At 37.9% G+C, this 16,375-nt stretch carries 14 protein-coding genes and 1 pseudogene; 8 read left to right on the forward strand and 7 right to left on the reverse strand.

The genetic code is table 11. From position 1 onward, the window contains the following. Positions 1 to 333: 333 nt before the first annotated feature. The 3 genes and pseudogenes from ACG9ZL_RS02975 to ppnP form a co-directional block, all read right to left on the reverse strand. Positions 334 to 1,250: pseudogene (locus ACG9ZL_RS02975) on the reverse strand (DMT family transporter). A gap of 41 nt (positions 1,251 to 1,291) precedes the next feature. Continuing rightward, entirely contained in the window at positions 1,292 to 2,047 is a 756-nt protein-coding gene (gene rlmB, locus ACG9ZL_RS02980; RefSeq protein ID WP_336952314.1) for a 23S rRNA (guanosine(2251)-2'-O)-methyltransferase RlmB, read from the reverse strand. A 159-nt stretch (positions 2,048 to 2,206) separates the two neighbouring features. After that, entirely contained in the window at positions 2,207 to 2,530 is a 324-nt protein-coding gene (gene ppnP, locus ACG9ZL_RS02985; protein ID WP_004718357.1) for a pyrimidine/purine nucleoside phosphorylase, read from the reverse strand. Between the two features lie 403 nt (positions 2,531 to 2,933). Here ppnP and ACG9ZL_RS02990 point away from each other — a divergent pair, with 403 nt between their 5' ends. From ACG9ZL_RS02990 to ACG9ZL_RS03010, 5 genes are all read left to right on the forward strand, one after another. Next, the gene (locus tag ACG9ZL_RS02990) at positions 2,934 to 3,146 is read left to right on the forward strand and encodes a hypothetical protein (RefSeq protein ID WP_419359020.1); all 213 of its coding nucleotides are present in this window, start codon (positions 2,934 to 2,936) and stop codon (positions 3,144 to 3,146) included. A 342-nt stretch (positions 3,147 to 3,488) separates the two neighbouring features. Next, positions 3,489 to 5,150, forward strand: a complete 1,662-nt coding sequence (gene recN, locus ACG9ZL_RS02995; protein ID WP_419359022.1) for a DNA repair protein RecN — start codon at positions 3,489 to 3,491, stop codon at positions 5,148 to 5,150. A gap of 263 nt (positions 5,151 to 5,413) precedes the next feature. Then, positions 5,414 to 5,968 carry a YqgE/AlgH family protein gene (locus tag ACG9ZL_RS03000; protein ID WP_105714632.1) on the forward strand — a complete coding sequence of 185 codons (555 nt, stop codon included), beginning with the start codon at positions 5,414 to 5,416 and terminating at the stop codon, positions 5,966 to 5,968. Then, positions 5,961 to 6,404, forward strand: coding sequence for a Holliday junction resolvase RuvX (ruvX, locus tag ACG9ZL_RS03005; protein WP_419359024.1), 444 nt, complete (start codon positions 5,961 to 5,963; stop codon positions 6,402 to 6,404). Before ACG9ZL_RS03000 ends, ruvX begins: the two co-directional genes overlap by 8 nt. A gap of 13 nt (positions 6,405 to 6,417) precedes the next feature. Beyond that, positions 6,418 to 7,131 (forward strand): SDR family NAD(P)-dependent oxidoreductase, encoded by a 714-nt coding sequence (locus tag ACG9ZL_RS03010; protein ID WP_419359026.1) that lies wholly within the window; start codon positions 6,418 to 6,420, stop codon positions 7,129 to 7,131. A gap of 52 nt (positions 7,132 to 7,183) precedes the next feature. On the opposite strand, the gene ACG9ZL_RS03015 is transcribed toward ACG9ZL_RS03010, so the two are convergent. From ACG9ZL_RS03015 to ACG9ZL_RS03025, 3 genes are read right to left on the reverse strand one after another with little or no spacing between them, the layout of a single operon-like run. Then, a complete protein-coding gene (locus ACG9ZL_RS03015; protein WP_419359028.1) occupies positions 7,184 to 8,194 on the reverse strand; it encodes an HlyD family secretion protein in 1,011 nt (336 codons plus the stop codon). A gap of 50 nt (positions 8,195 to 8,244) precedes the next feature. Beyond that, positions 8,245 to 8,451 (reverse strand): DUF1656 domain-containing protein, encoded by a 207-nt coding sequence (locus ACG9ZL_RS03020; protein ID WP_419359029.1) that lies wholly within the window; start codon positions 8,449 to 8,451, stop codon positions 8,245 to 8,247. A 2-nt stretch (positions 8,452 to 8,453) separates the two neighbouring features. After that, entirely contained in the window at positions 8,454 to 10,538 is a 2,085-nt protein-coding gene (locus tag ACG9ZL_RS03025; RefSeq protein ID WP_419359030.1) for an FUSC family protein, read from the reverse strand. Positions 10,539 to 11,083: 545 nt separating this feature from the next. On the opposite strand from ACG9ZL_RS03025, the gene ACG9ZL_RS03030 reads away from it, so the two are divergent. Continuing rightward, entirely contained in the window at positions 11,084 to 11,872 is a 789-nt protein-coding gene (locus ACG9ZL_RS03030; RefSeq protein WP_004818582.1) for an IclR family transcriptional regulator, read from the forward strand. Positions 11,873 to 12,184: 312 nt separating this feature from the next. Beyond that, positions 12,185 to 12,886 (forward strand): NAD(P)H-dependent oxidoreductase, encoded by a 702-nt coding sequence (locus ACG9ZL_RS03035; protein ID WP_336952323.1) that lies wholly within the window; start codon positions 12,185 to 12,187, stop codon positions 12,884 to 12,886. On the opposite strand, the gene ACG9ZL_RS03040 is transcribed toward ACG9ZL_RS03035, so the two are convergent. After that, positions 12,871 to 13,494 carry an alpha-ketoglutarate-dependent dioxygenase AlkB family protein gene (locus ACG9ZL_RS03040; protein ID WP_336952324.1) on the reverse strand — a complete coding sequence of 208 codons (624 nt, stop codon included), beginning with the start codon at positions 13,492 to 13,494 and terminating at the stop codon, positions 12,871 to 12,873. The two genes, ACG9ZL_RS03035 and ACG9ZL_RS03040, sit on opposite strands and share 16 nt — an antisense overlap. A 569-nt stretch (positions 13,495 to 14,063) precedes the next feature. Between ACG9ZL_RS03040 and ACG9ZL_RS03045 the strand changes: the two genes are divergently transcribed. Next, the gene (locus ACG9ZL_RS03045; RefSeq protein WP_419359033.1) at positions 14,064 to 15,866 is read left to right on the forward strand and encodes an ABC transporter ATP-binding protein; all 1,803 of its coding nucleotides are present in this window, start codon (positions 14,064 to 14,066) and stop codon (positions 15,864 to 15,866) included. The last annotated feature ends 509 nt before the right edge of the window (positions 15,867 to 16,375 follow it).

Consider the following 16,375-nt stretch of genomic DNA (forward strand, 5'->3'; position numbering starts at 1 on the left):
ACTTTTAAATATTGATGAAACATAGATGGGGTATCTATCGTGAGGCGAAATTTATGTCGCCATACTGGCTGGACGTACAGGGCGTATAGAACGCTCCCCTTACCCAACATGAGTAAAAACAAAGCACGGCTTTGTTTTTAGTGCAAGGTTTGGCATCGCCCACACAAAGCGATTTAAGCTTTAAATGTTAAGCGTGGCAATGCCAATTTGATATTCACGCACTTAATTTCAATGTAAGGGTAAAAGTTTCATGGTTGATAAAGCTTAATCACATTTAAAAATCATCCCAAAGCTTATTTTCGTAAGCTCTAATGATGATTAATTAAAAATTGCTTATTGATTTGGTTTATTCTCATCCAACTGCTGCTGCAAACTGTCTTTATGGGTAAACCAACGCCACGGTTGTAAAGCACCAATCCCCATACCAATCAAACACACATCATTGCGAGGCTTATAGGTTCATTTAATAAAGGTACGGCGATAATTGCGGCAATAAAAGGCGCAAGTGTGACAATACTGCCTGTTTTAAAAGCACCTAATCTTTTAATTGCTTCGACATACGCCAAAGTCGCAATGATCACCACAAAAATACCATGAAAAAGCGTTTGCATGACCAAATGTGGTGTGGACACTTGATCTAAGTGTTTAGGTAAAAACAACAAATAAATCGGGACATAAACGATCGCCGACCATATCGCAACACCTGCCATGGCGTGCCATGCGGAAAGTTGCCATTGACGCAGCAATACGGTAAAAGTCCCCCACCAAATTGCACTGATAAAAAACAATAAATCCCCAAGACCAAAAGCAACACCTGTTTCGGTATACATCAGAAAACTCATTGCAGAAATGGCAGCCAGCATGATGCTTAAACTGATCCATATATTTTTATCAAACGGCTGACGATAAAGTAAAAAACCAGCTAAAGCTGTGCACAATGGAATGCAGCCATTTAAAAAAATGGCTGCATGTGCCGCGGGCACAAAGTGAAATGCGCTATATGAAGTTAAACAATATGCAACACCACCAATCATCGCCAAAATGAAGGGTTGTTTGTTCAATAGAAAAGCTGTGTCTTTTTTATAGATTAATATCGGCATCAGTATACAAAATGCCAATGAAAAGCGTAATGCCGTAATATCCCATGGGCTGATATGCCAGATTGCATTCAGTCTTGAAGTAATCGTAAAACCTCCCCAAATACACATTGTGATGGCTACATAAATGTAGCCTTGAGTACGGGAGGTCATCATGATGCTTCTCTAATTTTACCAATACAATTTAAACTAAATCATTCACTTTGTTGACGTTGACGGCATGCCTCATATAACGCCATACCAGTAGCCACACTGACATTTAAACTTTGTAAATTTCCAGTCATCGGGATAAATACGGTTTGATCACATTGTGATTGAGTAATTGGACGTAACCCTGTGTCCTCTGCGCCCATCACGATACATACTGCTGTTCCGGTAAAATCAAACTTCTGGATAGGGAGGGCTTTTTCATCAAGCATGGTCCCCACCACACGAACATTATAATTATCTTTGATTTGTCCAAGCGTACGCGCCAAATTGGTCACTTGAATAAACTTCACCTTTTCAGCACCACCTGCTGCAACTTTGCGTGCAGTTGGAGTTAATGTTGCCGCACGGTCACGCGGTACAATCACCGCCTCTACACCCATAGCTGCTGCTGTACGGATACATGCACCTAGATTATGTGGATCTGTAATATGATCCAAAGCCAATATCAAAGGTTGCTGGGTTGACTCTAAAAGCTGATCTAAATCTTTTTCATTCAATACAGGATGCGGGCGAACAGCTGCGACCACACCTTGGTGAAAAGGTTGACCTGCCAACTTTTCCAAGCTATCTCGGCTTGCTTTTTGCACACTGATACCAAAAGGCTCTGCAAGCTGAAGAATACGTTGTAAACGTTGATCATCACGACCTTTTAAAGTAAATAAGGTTAAAACACGTTCAGGTTCTAACTCCAATAATGACTCCACTGAATGAACGCCATAATAATATTCGGACTTCGCCATGAACAACCTCATTAACAACAGGATGATAGAAATGAAAAATCCTGCAAAGCCAACTTTACAGGATTTTATGTGATGCTCTAGTTTAACCGATTTAGCGCAAAAATTCTTTGCCTAATTTAAAAACAAAAGCATAGCTTTACTTTAAGCAAAGCTTTTTAATTAACCTTCTAAATGGCAAACGTAGTCTAAAACATCATCCGTTTCAATCTTAAAACGACTATTACCAGGCACATAAAATGACTGACCTGCACGGAACAACTCACTTTCTTCACTGTCTGCGATTTTAACGCGACATTCACCAGAAATAATTTCCATGCGTTCAGGCACATGTGTTTCAAATGTTAAAGCTTCTTCTGTTGGAAGAATGACCCCTAAAGTCTTTTTGGTTCCGTCTTCAAACTGCACAGTGTGGCTAATACATAAACCGCCAAAATATACATTAGATTTTTTAACTACTGATACATGATCGTACTGAGCTGACATGCGTATTCTCCAGATAATGCGCATTTATAAAAATTATGTTCGATGTAGTTTAATGTTGCTCTGCAAACTAATCAATCTATGTTTTTACTGTTGAGCTGTTTCTATTTTTGTCAGCTTTATCAGTCCGCTTAGATCAAAGCTTAAGCTTCCTTAACAATAAAGACCAAAACCACAATACTTGTCAGCAAAAATGCCACCCTATGTATGCTCAATTTATTTCCTACTTAGAGTGAAGAAAAGTCTTGTTTCAAGATTGGCCCATCTCTATAAATTAAAATTACGTCTTGCTTTGGAGGAAAACGAGGATGAGCATATGCTGATTTATGTATTAGTCAAAATGAGCATTCAATATTTTTAAATATTGATGAAACATAGATGGTCTTTCTATCGTGAGGCGAGATGGATGTCGCCATGTTGGATGGAATTACAGGACGTGCCTTTCACCCAACATGCGCAAAAACAAAGCATGGCTTTGGTTGCAGCACAAGGTTTGGAACCTCCTACAAAGAGTGAGGCATCGCCTACGCAAAGCGATTTAAACTTTAAATGTAAAGCGGGGCATTGCAAACTTGATCGTCATACACTTCATTTCTATGCAATGGTAAAAGTTTCATGATTCATAAAGCTTAACCACGTTGAATAAAACATCCAAAAGATTATTATCAGAAGCTCTAATGTATATGTCTAAAATTCAAGATGCATTCAAATATAAGCTCAATGCAGGATAGACTGTGACGTTGATAAAAAATGTAGATATTTGCATCATTTTTTTATTTTATACAATAAGCTTTATCTATTTTGATGTTTTTACTGGCATATTCAGCAAAGGAAATTACATTTTCATATTAAAATTATTTAGAATGCTTAAAATTACTTCGTATTAGAATACGTTCTGACTTGTGACCACAACAAAACTTCACTATCTTAGAACTTCACCGTTCGCAGCTTGGATGCGTTTATGCTGACACACTTAAATCTGATCAATTTTGCTTTAGCCGATAACCTTGCTATTGATATCGAGCAAGGGTTCAACGTGCTTACAGGTGAAACAGGTGCGGGTAAATCATTATTATTAGATGCGTTGTCAGCCTGTTTAGGGGAACGTACTGATACCAATTATGTGCGTTATGGTGCCGAAAAAGCAGATATTACCGCTGTTTTTAGCTATCAAGCACAGAGTCCAGAAGCAAATTGGCTCAACACCCATGAATTAGATGATGAATCTGGTGAGATTCATTTAAGACGGGTGATCTTTGCAACAGGTCGCAGCAAGGCATGGATCAATGGTCGTCCCAGCAGCCTCGCTGAATTGAAAGAACTTGGACGTCTCTTGGTACAACTATACAGTCAGCATAGCCAACAACAACTGCTTGAGCCACCCTACCCGAAGCATTGGTTAGATCGTTATAGTAATTTTTATCAACCTGCTCAAGATGTACGGGATGCATATAGCACTTGGCAAAAAAATATTCGTACACATCAAGCGGCGATTGACGCGCAAGCCAATCGCCTACAACGCATTGACACTTTAAAATTACAACTTGAAGAACTCGAAGATGTCATTCGTATTGATTATAAAGAAATCGAACAAGAGTTTGATCGCTTAAGTCACCATGAACACATTATGCAAGACTGCGGCTATAGCTTAAATGTTCTTGATGAATCTGAACAAAATATTACCCAAGAAATTTCTTCGATTATTCGACGTTTAGAATCCCATGCTGGACGTAGTGAACTTCTGTCTGAAATTTACAATTCATTGATCAATGCACAAAGTGAAATTGATGATGCGACGGCAAATTTACGTCAGTTTATAGACCGTCAAAGTTTTGACCCTGAACGTATGGATGAGTTAAATACGCAACTTGAAGTCTTTCATCGCTTGGCACGTAAATACCGTATTCAACCCGATGAACTCAAACAGCAATATGAAACATGGCAAAATGAATTAGAGCAACTACACCAACTTGAAGATCCTGAAACCCTCGCTGAGCAAGTTGAACAATCTCATCAAGTGTTTCTCGATAAAGCACAACATCTAGATCAGATTCGTCGTGATGCCGCTGAACCTTTAGCCAAGCAACTGACTGAGCAAGTCAAACAACTGGCACTACCAGAAGCACATTTTGAATTTAAATTTGAACCGCTGGAACAAGTTTCTGCTGAAGGTCTAAGCTTTATTCAGTTACTCTTTACTGCCAATAAAGGTATTCCACCTCAACCACTGGCACGTGTTGCTTCTGGTGGAGAGCTGTCACGTATTGCACTGGTCATGCAAGTGATGAATGCTGAAAAAACTGAAGCAGAAGTCTTAGTGTTTGATGAAATTGATGTCGGGATCAGTGGCGGTACCGCTGAAATAGTCGGACGCTTATTGGCAGGCTTAGGACAACATGTTCAAATTTTATGTATTACCCACCAAGCTCAGGTTGCGGCCCAGTCCGATCAACACCTATTGGTTAAAAAATTACAAACAGATCCTGCTAGTAGTACCATCGTTGCACTAGAGGAAGAGCAACTTATTTTAGAATTGGCACGAATGACAGGTGGCATTGAAATCGGTGAAACCACCTTGCAACATGCTAAACAATTAAGACAGTTGAAATTTCAACATTCTTAAGACATTTCATAAGAAAGAACACTCAGTTAAAAGCCCTATTCGCTGGCACATTTGTCAGCGCTTTTATTAGGGTTTAGAGGCACATTTTTATTTGGATACCATTTTGTTTATATTTTATACATATTGATTGAAAACTTAGGCTGTTTTTGCAGGCTTTTGAAATATTCACAACCTATTGATATTAATTGTGCTATTTATATAGATATAGATTTTATTTGAACAATTAAAATTATTTAAGCGGATTGAAAAGGAGTTGCATATCGGTGCCAAAACAATATCTTTCTCATCGCTGCTTGATTGCACCACCTGATCTTGCTGATGATTTCTTTGCCAATACAGTAATCTATCTTGCTCGTCATGATGAAGATGGTGCGCAAGGTATTATTATCAATCGACCTTCAGGTATTCAAGTCAAAGAACTTTTAAATGACTTAGAAATTGAAGCAGATAATGTGCATCCGCATGAAGTCCTACAAGGTGGTCCATTACGCCCTGAAGCGGGTTTTGTGATTCATACAGGACAACCAACCTGGCATTCATCGATTGCCGTAGGTGAAAATCTGTGTATTACCACCAGCAAAGATATTTTAGATGCGATTGCACACAACGAAGGTGTCGGTCGTTATCAAATTGCATTGGGCTATGCCAGTTGGAGCAAGAATCAACTTGAAGACGAAATTACCCGTGGTGATTGGCTGATTTGTGATTCAGATATGGATTTGGTCTTTAATTTGCCTTATACCGACCGTTGGGATGCGGCTTATCGTAAAATAGGGATTGATCGTACTTGGTTATCTTCTGAGATTGGACATGCCTGATTTAAATTCCCCACAACTGATTATTGCATTTGATTTTGGTACACAAAAAACGGGGATGGCTGTAGGTTCTTCCATTATTGAAAGTGCAACACCACTTGCACTTTTTCCAATGAAAGATGGCATCCCCAATTGGGAGGAACTGCTGAAGATCATCAAACAGCATCAACCGAACTTATTTCTAGTCGGCTTACCAATAAATATGGATGATTCTGAGTCAGAATTATCCACACGCGCACGTAAATTTGCACGACGTTTACGTCATCAAACCAATATTGAAACATTCATGGTCGATGAACGCTTAACCACACGTGAAGCACGAGATGAACTGGATCATTACCAAGCTCAAGGACGAGCAAAAAAATTAGCAGCGGATAGTATTGCAGCTGCTTTATTTATTGAAAGCTGGTATCGAAATCCTGAAGGAATTACCCCTTAAACTGAGCATTAAAATGTCTAAAACCTATGTCATCTATGGTGTAAGTAAAGGCTTGGGACAAGCCATTCTACGCGCAGTACCTCAAACACAAGATCAGGTTTTTGGTATTTCACGTTCTCAACCTAAGTGTGACCTTGCTTATTTTAAATGGATTTCTGCTGATTTATCAAAACCTGAGCACGCTCGGGATTTAGTTAAAAATCAAATTCAAAATCAGCGTATAGATTTTCTGATTTACAATGTCGGAATCTGGGAGACAAAAGCCTTTCAAGCAGATTATGACTTTGAACAATGCACTGACCTTGAAATATCAAATTTGATTCATACCAATATTCAGTCCTGTATTTTGGCAATTCAATCCTTGATTGAGAATCTTAGACTGTCACCAAATGCAAAAATTATCTTGATTGGTTCAACGTGGGGACTAGAAAATCATAGTGGCAAAGAAGTGGTTTTTTCAGCCAGCAAATTTGCCCTCAGAGGCATTGTCCACGCTCTCCGAGAAAGTTTACGCAAAGACCAGATTGGGGTGAGTATATTAAATTTAGGCTACTTAGCGACTGAGTTTGATCTGGATACATCTGTAGATGAAGTTTTACAACAGAGTGGTCATGAGTTAATTCCCTTACAAGATGTTATTCTTGCGATTAAATTTATATTATCGACCAGTCAAGCCAGCTGTGTTAAGGAAATTCATATGCCCGCTATGGCAGACCTAAACTTATAAAAAACCCATTTTTCAATGGGCTTCAAGATCAAAGTTTAACGATGGATGCTAGTTATTTTTTTACTTGTTCTAAAATATGTACTGTCACGGTACGCCCTGCGACAAAGGCTAATGAATCATGGGGAACTTCATCTAAAATAATTTTCACAGGTACCCGTTGGGCCAAACGTACCCAGCTGAATGTTGGATTTACATTGGCCAATAGACCCGATGAAGTGGTCCGTTCACGATCTTCAATCCCTGAAGCAATCCCTTGAACATGGCCTTTATATTTCAAAGAATCGCCCATAAGTTGCACTGTTGCAGGATCACCTAGATGTATTTTATTAAGTTTGGTTTCTTCAAAATATCCCACAACGTAGAGCTGTTTACGATCAAGTAAAGCGGCAACAGCCTGCCCAACTTTGACATAATTCCCTGCACGCAAATCAAAATTTGATAATGTTCCATCTGCAGGTGCAATCACTTCTGAACGTTGCATATTCAATTGAGCCAAATGCACACTACTGGTTGCTGCCTCAATCAAGGCTTTTTGTTGTTTGATATTGGCTTCTGCTTGTTGTACTGCAGCTTGCAATTGCTGATGCTCTGCATGAGACTGATCTCGTGTAGCAAACATTTGATCTTGTTCTTGTCTAGAGATCGCACCATTCATCAGGTCTGCATATCGATGTGCATTTTTCTCCGCGAGGTTAATATTGGCTTTTGACTTCACAATATTGGCTTTTGCCTCAGCAAGCCCCGCTTCTGCCTCTGCCAGTCCTGATTTAGCCTTTGCAAGATCTGATTTTGCTTGTTCCACATCTAAAGCTTGACGTGCTAAATCTATTTTAAAAAGTACCTGCCCTTTTTTTACCGTTTGGTTATCTTGAACCATCACCTCTGTGACTAAGCCTGCAATATCAGAAGACACTTGAATGACATCACCACGTACACGTCCATCACGTGTCCAAGGTTCTGCGTTGTAGTAATTCCAAATATGAAGCGCACAAAATATCGCAATAATCACCACGATAGCCAATGATATAGGCCGTATTGCCTTACGTATATCAAACGTATTCATTTCAATTTTCCAATCATTAAACTTAAAAGTAAATCAGCTATACTCAATGGCTAAGTGGTCACCTGAATAAACACCCAATGAATCGACCATAATAAAATCAAATAGATACAGATATTAAAAATTCCAGGTAATGCAATCCATTCTTTTGCAACCAAACGATCTGTGCCAATACAGACCACTTTCCAAATCATGAATGCCAAAATTGCTTGAATTAAAAATATTGGGACATATACGCCATAAATGTTGAGCTCACCCATTTTTATGCTCCCAATAGAACAGTTGAAGGTTGGGCATCAACCAGATGAATATGACAGATGCTATTGCGAATATTATTTACAGAAATCTCTATGCGCTGTCGAATATCTTGGTCGCCTACCGCTTGAGCTTCCTCTAGGACATGAGCAAATTGCTGAATCAGTGCTTGTCGTAAGTTGTTATCAGGCTGAGCTAGTGCTTTTTCAATTAACCACTGATTGAGTAAGCGCTGTAATTCAAAAATTGCACTGGTTGTTGCAGATTCAGGAGACAATTTTTTGACCAACTCCTGCAAACGGGTTAAATCAATAGCAGCACTTGATTCAATCAAAGCATTATTAATTTCAATTTTGAGTTGTTCTGACTGAATCAATTTGGTATTTAACACGCCAATACGATCAAGCATACTGCGTAAATGAATTCTAAAGCCTGTTCCATAAGACATCGCAATACTTTCACGCAAAGCTTTATAGTGTAAAGCCAACATCCGCTTTACTGTCATTTCTGGTGACATTGAACGTACCATTTGCATGATACAAACCGTGATAATCGGCCCAATCACGGTCGCAATTGAAGCATCAAAAAATGTGATCTGGTCCATTAAATAGCGATTTTGTAGATTTAATCCCATGATGGTACTCATAATCAGAGGCAAACCCAGTACATGTAAAGGCGGATGCAAATACAACATCACGCAAAACATAATAAACGGTGCTAATACAACGGCCAATTCCCAAAATGCTGTGATATGGGGGAAAATCCCATAAGCATAAATAAAAACCAAAATAGCGGCATAAATACTGGAGCGGATAAATATTTTTAATGCAGGTACTGGGTCATCTAAAAAGGTCAAAATACATGCTGTAATTGCGGCCATTTCTGCCACCATAAACCCCATTTTCCAACCACTTAAAATCCAAAATGCACAAGCAATATTGGTTGTTAAAAATGCCGATACTCCGCCACGCACGGCTATTCCATAGTCACGATGCAAACTTGGATAGGTCGTGGTTAACGGTACTATTGACTCAGGTAAGCTATGATTGCCTTGTTGCATACATTGCCAAATAAACTCCACTGCACGAACATTTTGAATAAAATGGCGAATATCCATTTTTAAACTGCCCAACATTACCTGTTGTTCAGCTGTTGCATGCTCAGTGATCGTTTGAAATTCTTGGTCAAAATATTCAGGCAGATGCTTAAGCTCATTCTCAAGAATGGCATGTTTATTTGCTAAAAAGTCATCAACTTTTTGGTGAAACTCAAGCAGATACGGACGATAATTTACATCAATTTGATCTAGTTGCTTTATTCGTTCTGACATTGCGACCAAGTTAGCCACTAACATGGTCACTTGATGTAGCAACTCTTGTAGTGGTTTGGTCATGCCTTTAAATTTTGAAGTTTCATAACTTAAATGCACAGCCATACTATGAATATCTGTCGTATCACGAGTGATATTGGTCAATAGTTGAGTGTAATTATCCGAATGTGCAGGATCAGACAAGATTGAGTCAAAAGCCTGTTTGGTATCTTGCATAGTTTTAGTGACACGTAGCTCCACCACAGGCCCGATATGCATAGGAAATATGGTGGCAGATACCACTGCACTACACACAACACCCAATGAAATTTCTAAGAACCGCCCAACTGCCATGTCAAAAATGGACACTGTCTCAATATAAAAAATTGAGTTAAAACAGATAATCACTGCGGTATAACCCGCTAACATCACCACATAACTGCGTGGTGATCGATCAATTAAAGATAAATAAAGACAGCCCGCCACCCAAGTTGCCAGTACAAAAGTAAATAACCAAGGTGTATTGACCAAGTGGGGCATCACTGCGATGGCAAAAATTGCTCCGATCAAGGTTCCTAAAATTCGATAGATACTTTTAGACGCCATCATCCCTGAGTAAGGATTGGCTATCACAAAGACAGTACCAATCGCCCAAATCGGATAGCTCAAATTAAGTTCAAATGCAATATAGAGTGCCAGCATTCCTGCAATGAAAGTTTTGCTCGCAAAAATCCAATCGAGTTTATTGGGTCTAAAAGCCAATAAGGGTTTGATCAGTAACATGCAAGCAACTCACTATAAATTCAATTTCATTGATTTTCTCTTTCATATCTAGCTCTGTAAGATCTAGAAAGCTAATATTCACCACTTTTATGAGGGTTTGTTGTGTACATCACATTTCTTTTCTTAGCGACCAAAAAACCGCACTGCTTAGTCAAATAAACAGTGTGGTTTAAAAAAGGATGTGAATAGAAGAACAAATTTAGGCATTTGTTCAAATACAACGATTGAGTAGAGAAGGACTCAATTTATGATAAAAATTTACACTTTTAAAAAAGTATAGATTCATCATTGGATATTCATATGAGCAATAATCTCAAAAAAAATGCAATTAATCAATAAAAATATCTCATATTGATAATTTATTAGAATAAAATTTATTTTAATGTTTAAATATAATGCTTTTTCTCAAAATAGCTACTAAAGTTAAAAATGTAGAATCATTTGCATTTACAATGCAAATTCCGCTGTTTTTTCTTGAACAATTTGTTATAAAGTAACATTCATTATTTATTTTTTTTGATTCTCACTAATTGAGTAGGTCATCAATGGCACTTTCCAGTTTTGGCAAAATTCTCACCGTATTGGATTTATTTTCGGTGTCTCGCCCAGTAATTAATGTCGATGTGATTTGTGAAGAGCTTGGTTTATCAAAACCAACTAGTTACCGCTATCTGAAAGAGTTAGTTTCGGCTGATATTTTGCAACGCTTAAATGGGACTTCAGGTGATTACACCCTTGGACCTAAAATTGCTGTGATGGACTATATTTCTAGAACCACAGATCCACTGGTTCAAATCAGCAAACCGTTTATGCAAGAAATTTCAGAGCGCACAGAACTTTGCTGTTTACTAACACATTTAAATGATGACTATTGTATTGATGTTCATCATGAAGTGTATCGTGATGAAACTTTACTATCTTATGGTCGTGGTTGCCCTCGTCCCGTATTCATGGGCTCTTCACCTAAAGTGATCATGGCGCATTTATCTAAGCAGAAAATTCATGAGTATTACCTTCGCTTTGCAACTCAATTAACTGAAGTTGGTTTTGCTGAAAATGAAGAAACCTTTGTCAATAAAATGAAAAAAATAAAAAAACAAGGATATTACTTTTCACAAGGCGAACTTGATCCAAATGTTTCTGGCTTATCTATCCCAGTGAAGTTTTCAAGTAAAGAAGCTCCTTTAGCGCTGACCGTGCTTGCTTCAAAAAATCGTTTTGAATACGTCAACACTCCAAAATTGATTGAAACACTGCAAGAGTCTGCTGCGCAGATTGAAAAACGCTATCAGGCACTCTCTGCAAATGACCAGTTATCTGAATTTCACCCATAAATGAAATTGAGTTGATAATTTAACATTTTGTAATGTTTTTATATCTTGATAATGTTTTTATATTCTCATAATATGATTATGTTCTTCAGTAACCCATGATTTTTGGATATTGTTTTTACGGAAACAATTCCTCCTCAGAGTAAGAAAGCCTATGTGTTCAAACATAGGCTTTCTTATTTGCACATCTTTTATCCATCAAGTTTACTTTTGAGCCACTAAAAAAATAATTAGAGTAATTGGCGAATCATTTTCATTCGGGAATAATCTAAAGCATCCAATAACAATGATGCATAATTTTAATTAAGGAATGCTATGAATATCCTCATCGTGCATGCACATCCCGAACCACTTTCGTTTACTACGGCCATGAAAGATCATGCTGTAGAGGTCTTGGAAAAATTAGGACACCAGGTTGATGTTTCAGACTTATATGCCATGAACTTTAATCCAATCGCATCAGGTGATGATTTTTTAGAATTGAGTAATCCAGAATATATGAATTATGCTTTGGAACAACGTCATGCTTGTAAAAATAAGCAGATCTCTGAAGATATTCAAATTGAAATTGAAAAAGTACAAAGAGCAGATTTAGTCATTTTGAGTTTTCCCATGTACTGGACATCTGTACCTGCAATTTTAAAAGGCTGGATTGATCGTGTATTCGTTTCAGGTATTTTCTATGGTGGCAAACGTTTTTATAACCACGGCGGCATGGTCGGAAAAAAAGCCTTGTTAAGCTTTACCTTAGGTGGTCGTGAACATATGTTTGGTGATCATGCGATTCATGGTTCAATTGAAGACTTATTACTGCCGATTCAACGTGGAACTTTAGCTTATGCAGGCTTTGACGTACTGCCTCCATTTACGGCTTACCATGTCCCATATATTTCTAACGAAGCACGCCAACAAATCCTGCTAGATTATCAGCAATATTTAGAGAATTTAGAAAATTTACCTGCTTTAGTGTTCCCTAAACTTGAACAATTTGATGACAAACTTTACCCACTTGGATAAAAATAACGAAAGGTCAAATTTACACGAGGCGCTAAAATTCGCGTGGATTTAGCGAGGGTATGTTTCCAATAACGTTGGGTCTGCCCTTGCATCACAATCAACTGACCACTATGTAAAAGTAAATCTACTTTTTTAGCTTTCCACTTGTGCTTAAAACTGAATTTTCGAGTAGCACCTAAACTCAATGAAGCAATCACCACATTGTGGTTGGGCGCTTCCAGTGATGGCTCATCATCACTATGCCAACCCACGCCTTGTGAGCCATTTTCATATAAATTTGCCAGACAGGAATTATAAGTGTGCCCTGTGAGTTGCTCGATATGCTGTTTGAGTCGATATAAAGCAGGATTCCAGATATGGGCTTGTTTTGCCATACCTGAATAATGATATTGGTAATCCTCATCGCCATACCACACCACTTTGCGCTCAGTTTTATAATATTGACCATGCAAATAAACTTCATCATGTTGCCAAGCCAAATGCTGTAGAAAATAATTTAAATATTTTTGACTTTGTTCATGATCCAAAACTAAGCCAAAGTCTTTTACTACCCCATCATAAGGCAGTAAATTATCTTGTGCTTCAGGTTCAAATAAATCTAAATTCATTGTGTAAAATGAGCTACTGGTTCATCCAACAATGAATCAATATTGAACATGAAACAAGTCATTTATAATCAAAATTGAACAACTTTAATATGAAGAATAGCAGTTCATATCAAGGCGTCTAAGCCTATTTAAACAAATATGGTGAAGTCCCACCTCCATGGAATTTGCACTAAAATACCATCCTTATTCAATAGGATGGAGAATGGGAAAAGGAGAATCACATATGATGTATTTAGATGAATTGATGAGTCAGCAAAAATGAGCTTTGCTGAAAAAGTCAACTATTTGTATGGTTATCCAGTAGCACCAGGTTGGTATCAATGGCTTTCACTTTTTATGGGATGATCATCCATATGATATGGAAGATGAAGACTATCTCAAGTATTTTGAAAAGCTTAATCAACTCGGATTTAAATTAGCAGATCAATTTCAAGAGGATTTTAATCGTGAAGATTTGGACTAGTATAAGACTAGCATTAAAATCTTTCACAATTCAAAACATAGCAATCACTTGTAGCAAAGTTTATTCAGCTTTAGACTAAAACCAAGCTGATAAAAAGCAAAAACCTATGAATTTATGGCAATTATTTCAAAAATTACGCCCCTTTGTACGTCCCTACCGCTGGCTTGTCATCGTCACCTTAGTGTTAACGTTGATTGGTTCACTCACCGCTCAGGTCAATGCGCTCACACTTAAATATGCTGTAGACAGCATTAACCAACTGATCCAAGCAGGACAAGGCCTAGCGGATGGATGGCACATTATCATTACCATTACCGTGGTTTTATTGGCCAAAGAAGTCATCAATGCAATTGTTCAATTTGGGCAAAAATCATTCGGTGAAAAACTCAGAATTTTAATTTCACAGGACCTATCTCAAGGCATTATCGAAAAATTCATTACCTATCGATTGGCCTTTTTTGATCAGAAAAATAACCAAGCAGGAAAATTACAAACTCGTATCGACCGTGGAGTTAGCTCACTCACTCGACTGGTGCAAATATTTTTTATTGATATTTTACCGTTATTTACCAGTGCAATTATTGCTTTAGCCCTAATGTATTATGCCAATTTTTGGGTAGGTGTGGTTGCGACAATCATTGTACCAATTTACTTTTGGCTGACCTTTAAACAATCACAAAAACTTTCTGGCAAACGTCGAGCCTTGCGCGATAACATGGAAAAGAAGAATCAAGGTATTTTGAGTATCATTAACTCAATTACAGTGATTAAATCTTTTAATAAAGAGGCTGTTGAATCCACTAAGCAACTGAATTTACAAAAGTCACTGACTGAAAATCAGATGCAAACTCGACAAACCAGCTATATTTTTGATGGTCTAAAAACCTTTATCGAACAAGTTGGTGTAGTCCTGATCATTATTTTAACTGCTTATTTTGTTTTAGATGGACAAATGAGTATAGGGATGATCATGTACCATGTATTGCTGTTCAATAACGTGTCTGCACCGATCCGTTCTTTGCATCGTATTTATGATGAAATTAACTCGGCAATGATCTACTCAGAAAGCTTCTTTGGCATCTTAGAAGCAGATCATGAAATCGAAGCCAGTGGTTTAATGAAACCTCAAATTCATGGCAAATTTGAATTGGAAAATGTTGATTTTATCTATCCCAATGGTCATCAAGCCTTACATCGGATTAACTTGACTATTCAACCCAATAAAATCACGGCCTTAGTTGGCTTATCAGGTGCAGGGAAATCAACCTTAATCAGTCTACTGGATAAATTTTATGCCCCGAATTCAGGCTGTATCAGACTCGATGGAATTGATCTAGGGCAACTCGATACACACTATCTAAGAGAACATATTGGCTTGGTATTGCAAAAGAATCATATTTTCCAAGGCTCAATTTTAGAAAATATTCGTTATGGTAAGCCCCATGCAAGCAATGAAGAAGTCATCGCAGCTGCAAAAAAAGCCTCGATTCATGAGCAGATTTTGAAACTCCCACATGCCTATGAAGCAGATGCCTTGCTGTTGTCTGGCGGACAACAACAGCGTATCGCACTTGCTCGAATGTTCCTCAAAAACCCGCCAATTATCTTTTTAGATGAGCCCACAGCGAGTTTAGATGCCATCGCTTCAGAGCAAATCAAACAAAGTTTAGATGAGATTAAGCAAGGCCGAACTGTGATTATGATCTCGCATAGCCTTTCACAAATTATTGATGCCGATTACACCTATGTGATGAAAGAAGGACAAATCGTTGAGCATGGTGAACATCATGATCTTTATCATCAAGATGGTGCTTATAAGGAAATTTTTGATGCGATGGCTAAAAGCTTAAATATCGAAAAAATTGCACGAACTTTTGAAGATGATAGTGAGGAAGAAACCCATAGCTAGGGATTGTTGGCATTATTTTATACCAGCTCACACATTAACGTTAACCTAATTTCGATGTAAATTTTTTGATCAAATATGATACTCGGAAACGTCATTAGCAACTGTCTGAGGCAGGACTTCATCCTTAAAGTGCTGTTTCTGCGATTCATTGAATGCATTGCGGGTTGTCTTCGAGTTTTGCGGTGAGCAGCGATGTAGCTACGCAAGATAGTTGCCCTTGTGGAGCTTAGCTCCTCATGTTAAAACCAAAGTGGGGCGAGCCTAAGGCTGATCCTGAAATTGAATGAGCACTTAACAAGACTCCGCCAAGAGCATTGCTTTTCAATAAGTTAAAAACAGAGTTAGGTCGAACCCATGTTAAGGTTATACTCTTTCAATTACTTGCACTTTTGGTATCGCTAATCATTCAACATAAGTCTATCAGATAGCGATATACATTATCTTTTATGGACTGTTATTCTCTCATACAAATAAAAAGCCATTCTATGTTCTAGAATGGCTTTTTTCTT

The sequence above is a fragment of the Acinetobacter legionensis genome, from assembly GCF_048551735.1.
Taxonomy (GTDB): Bacteria; Pseudomonadota; Gammaproteobacteria; order Pseudomonadales; family Moraxellaceae; genus Acinetobacter.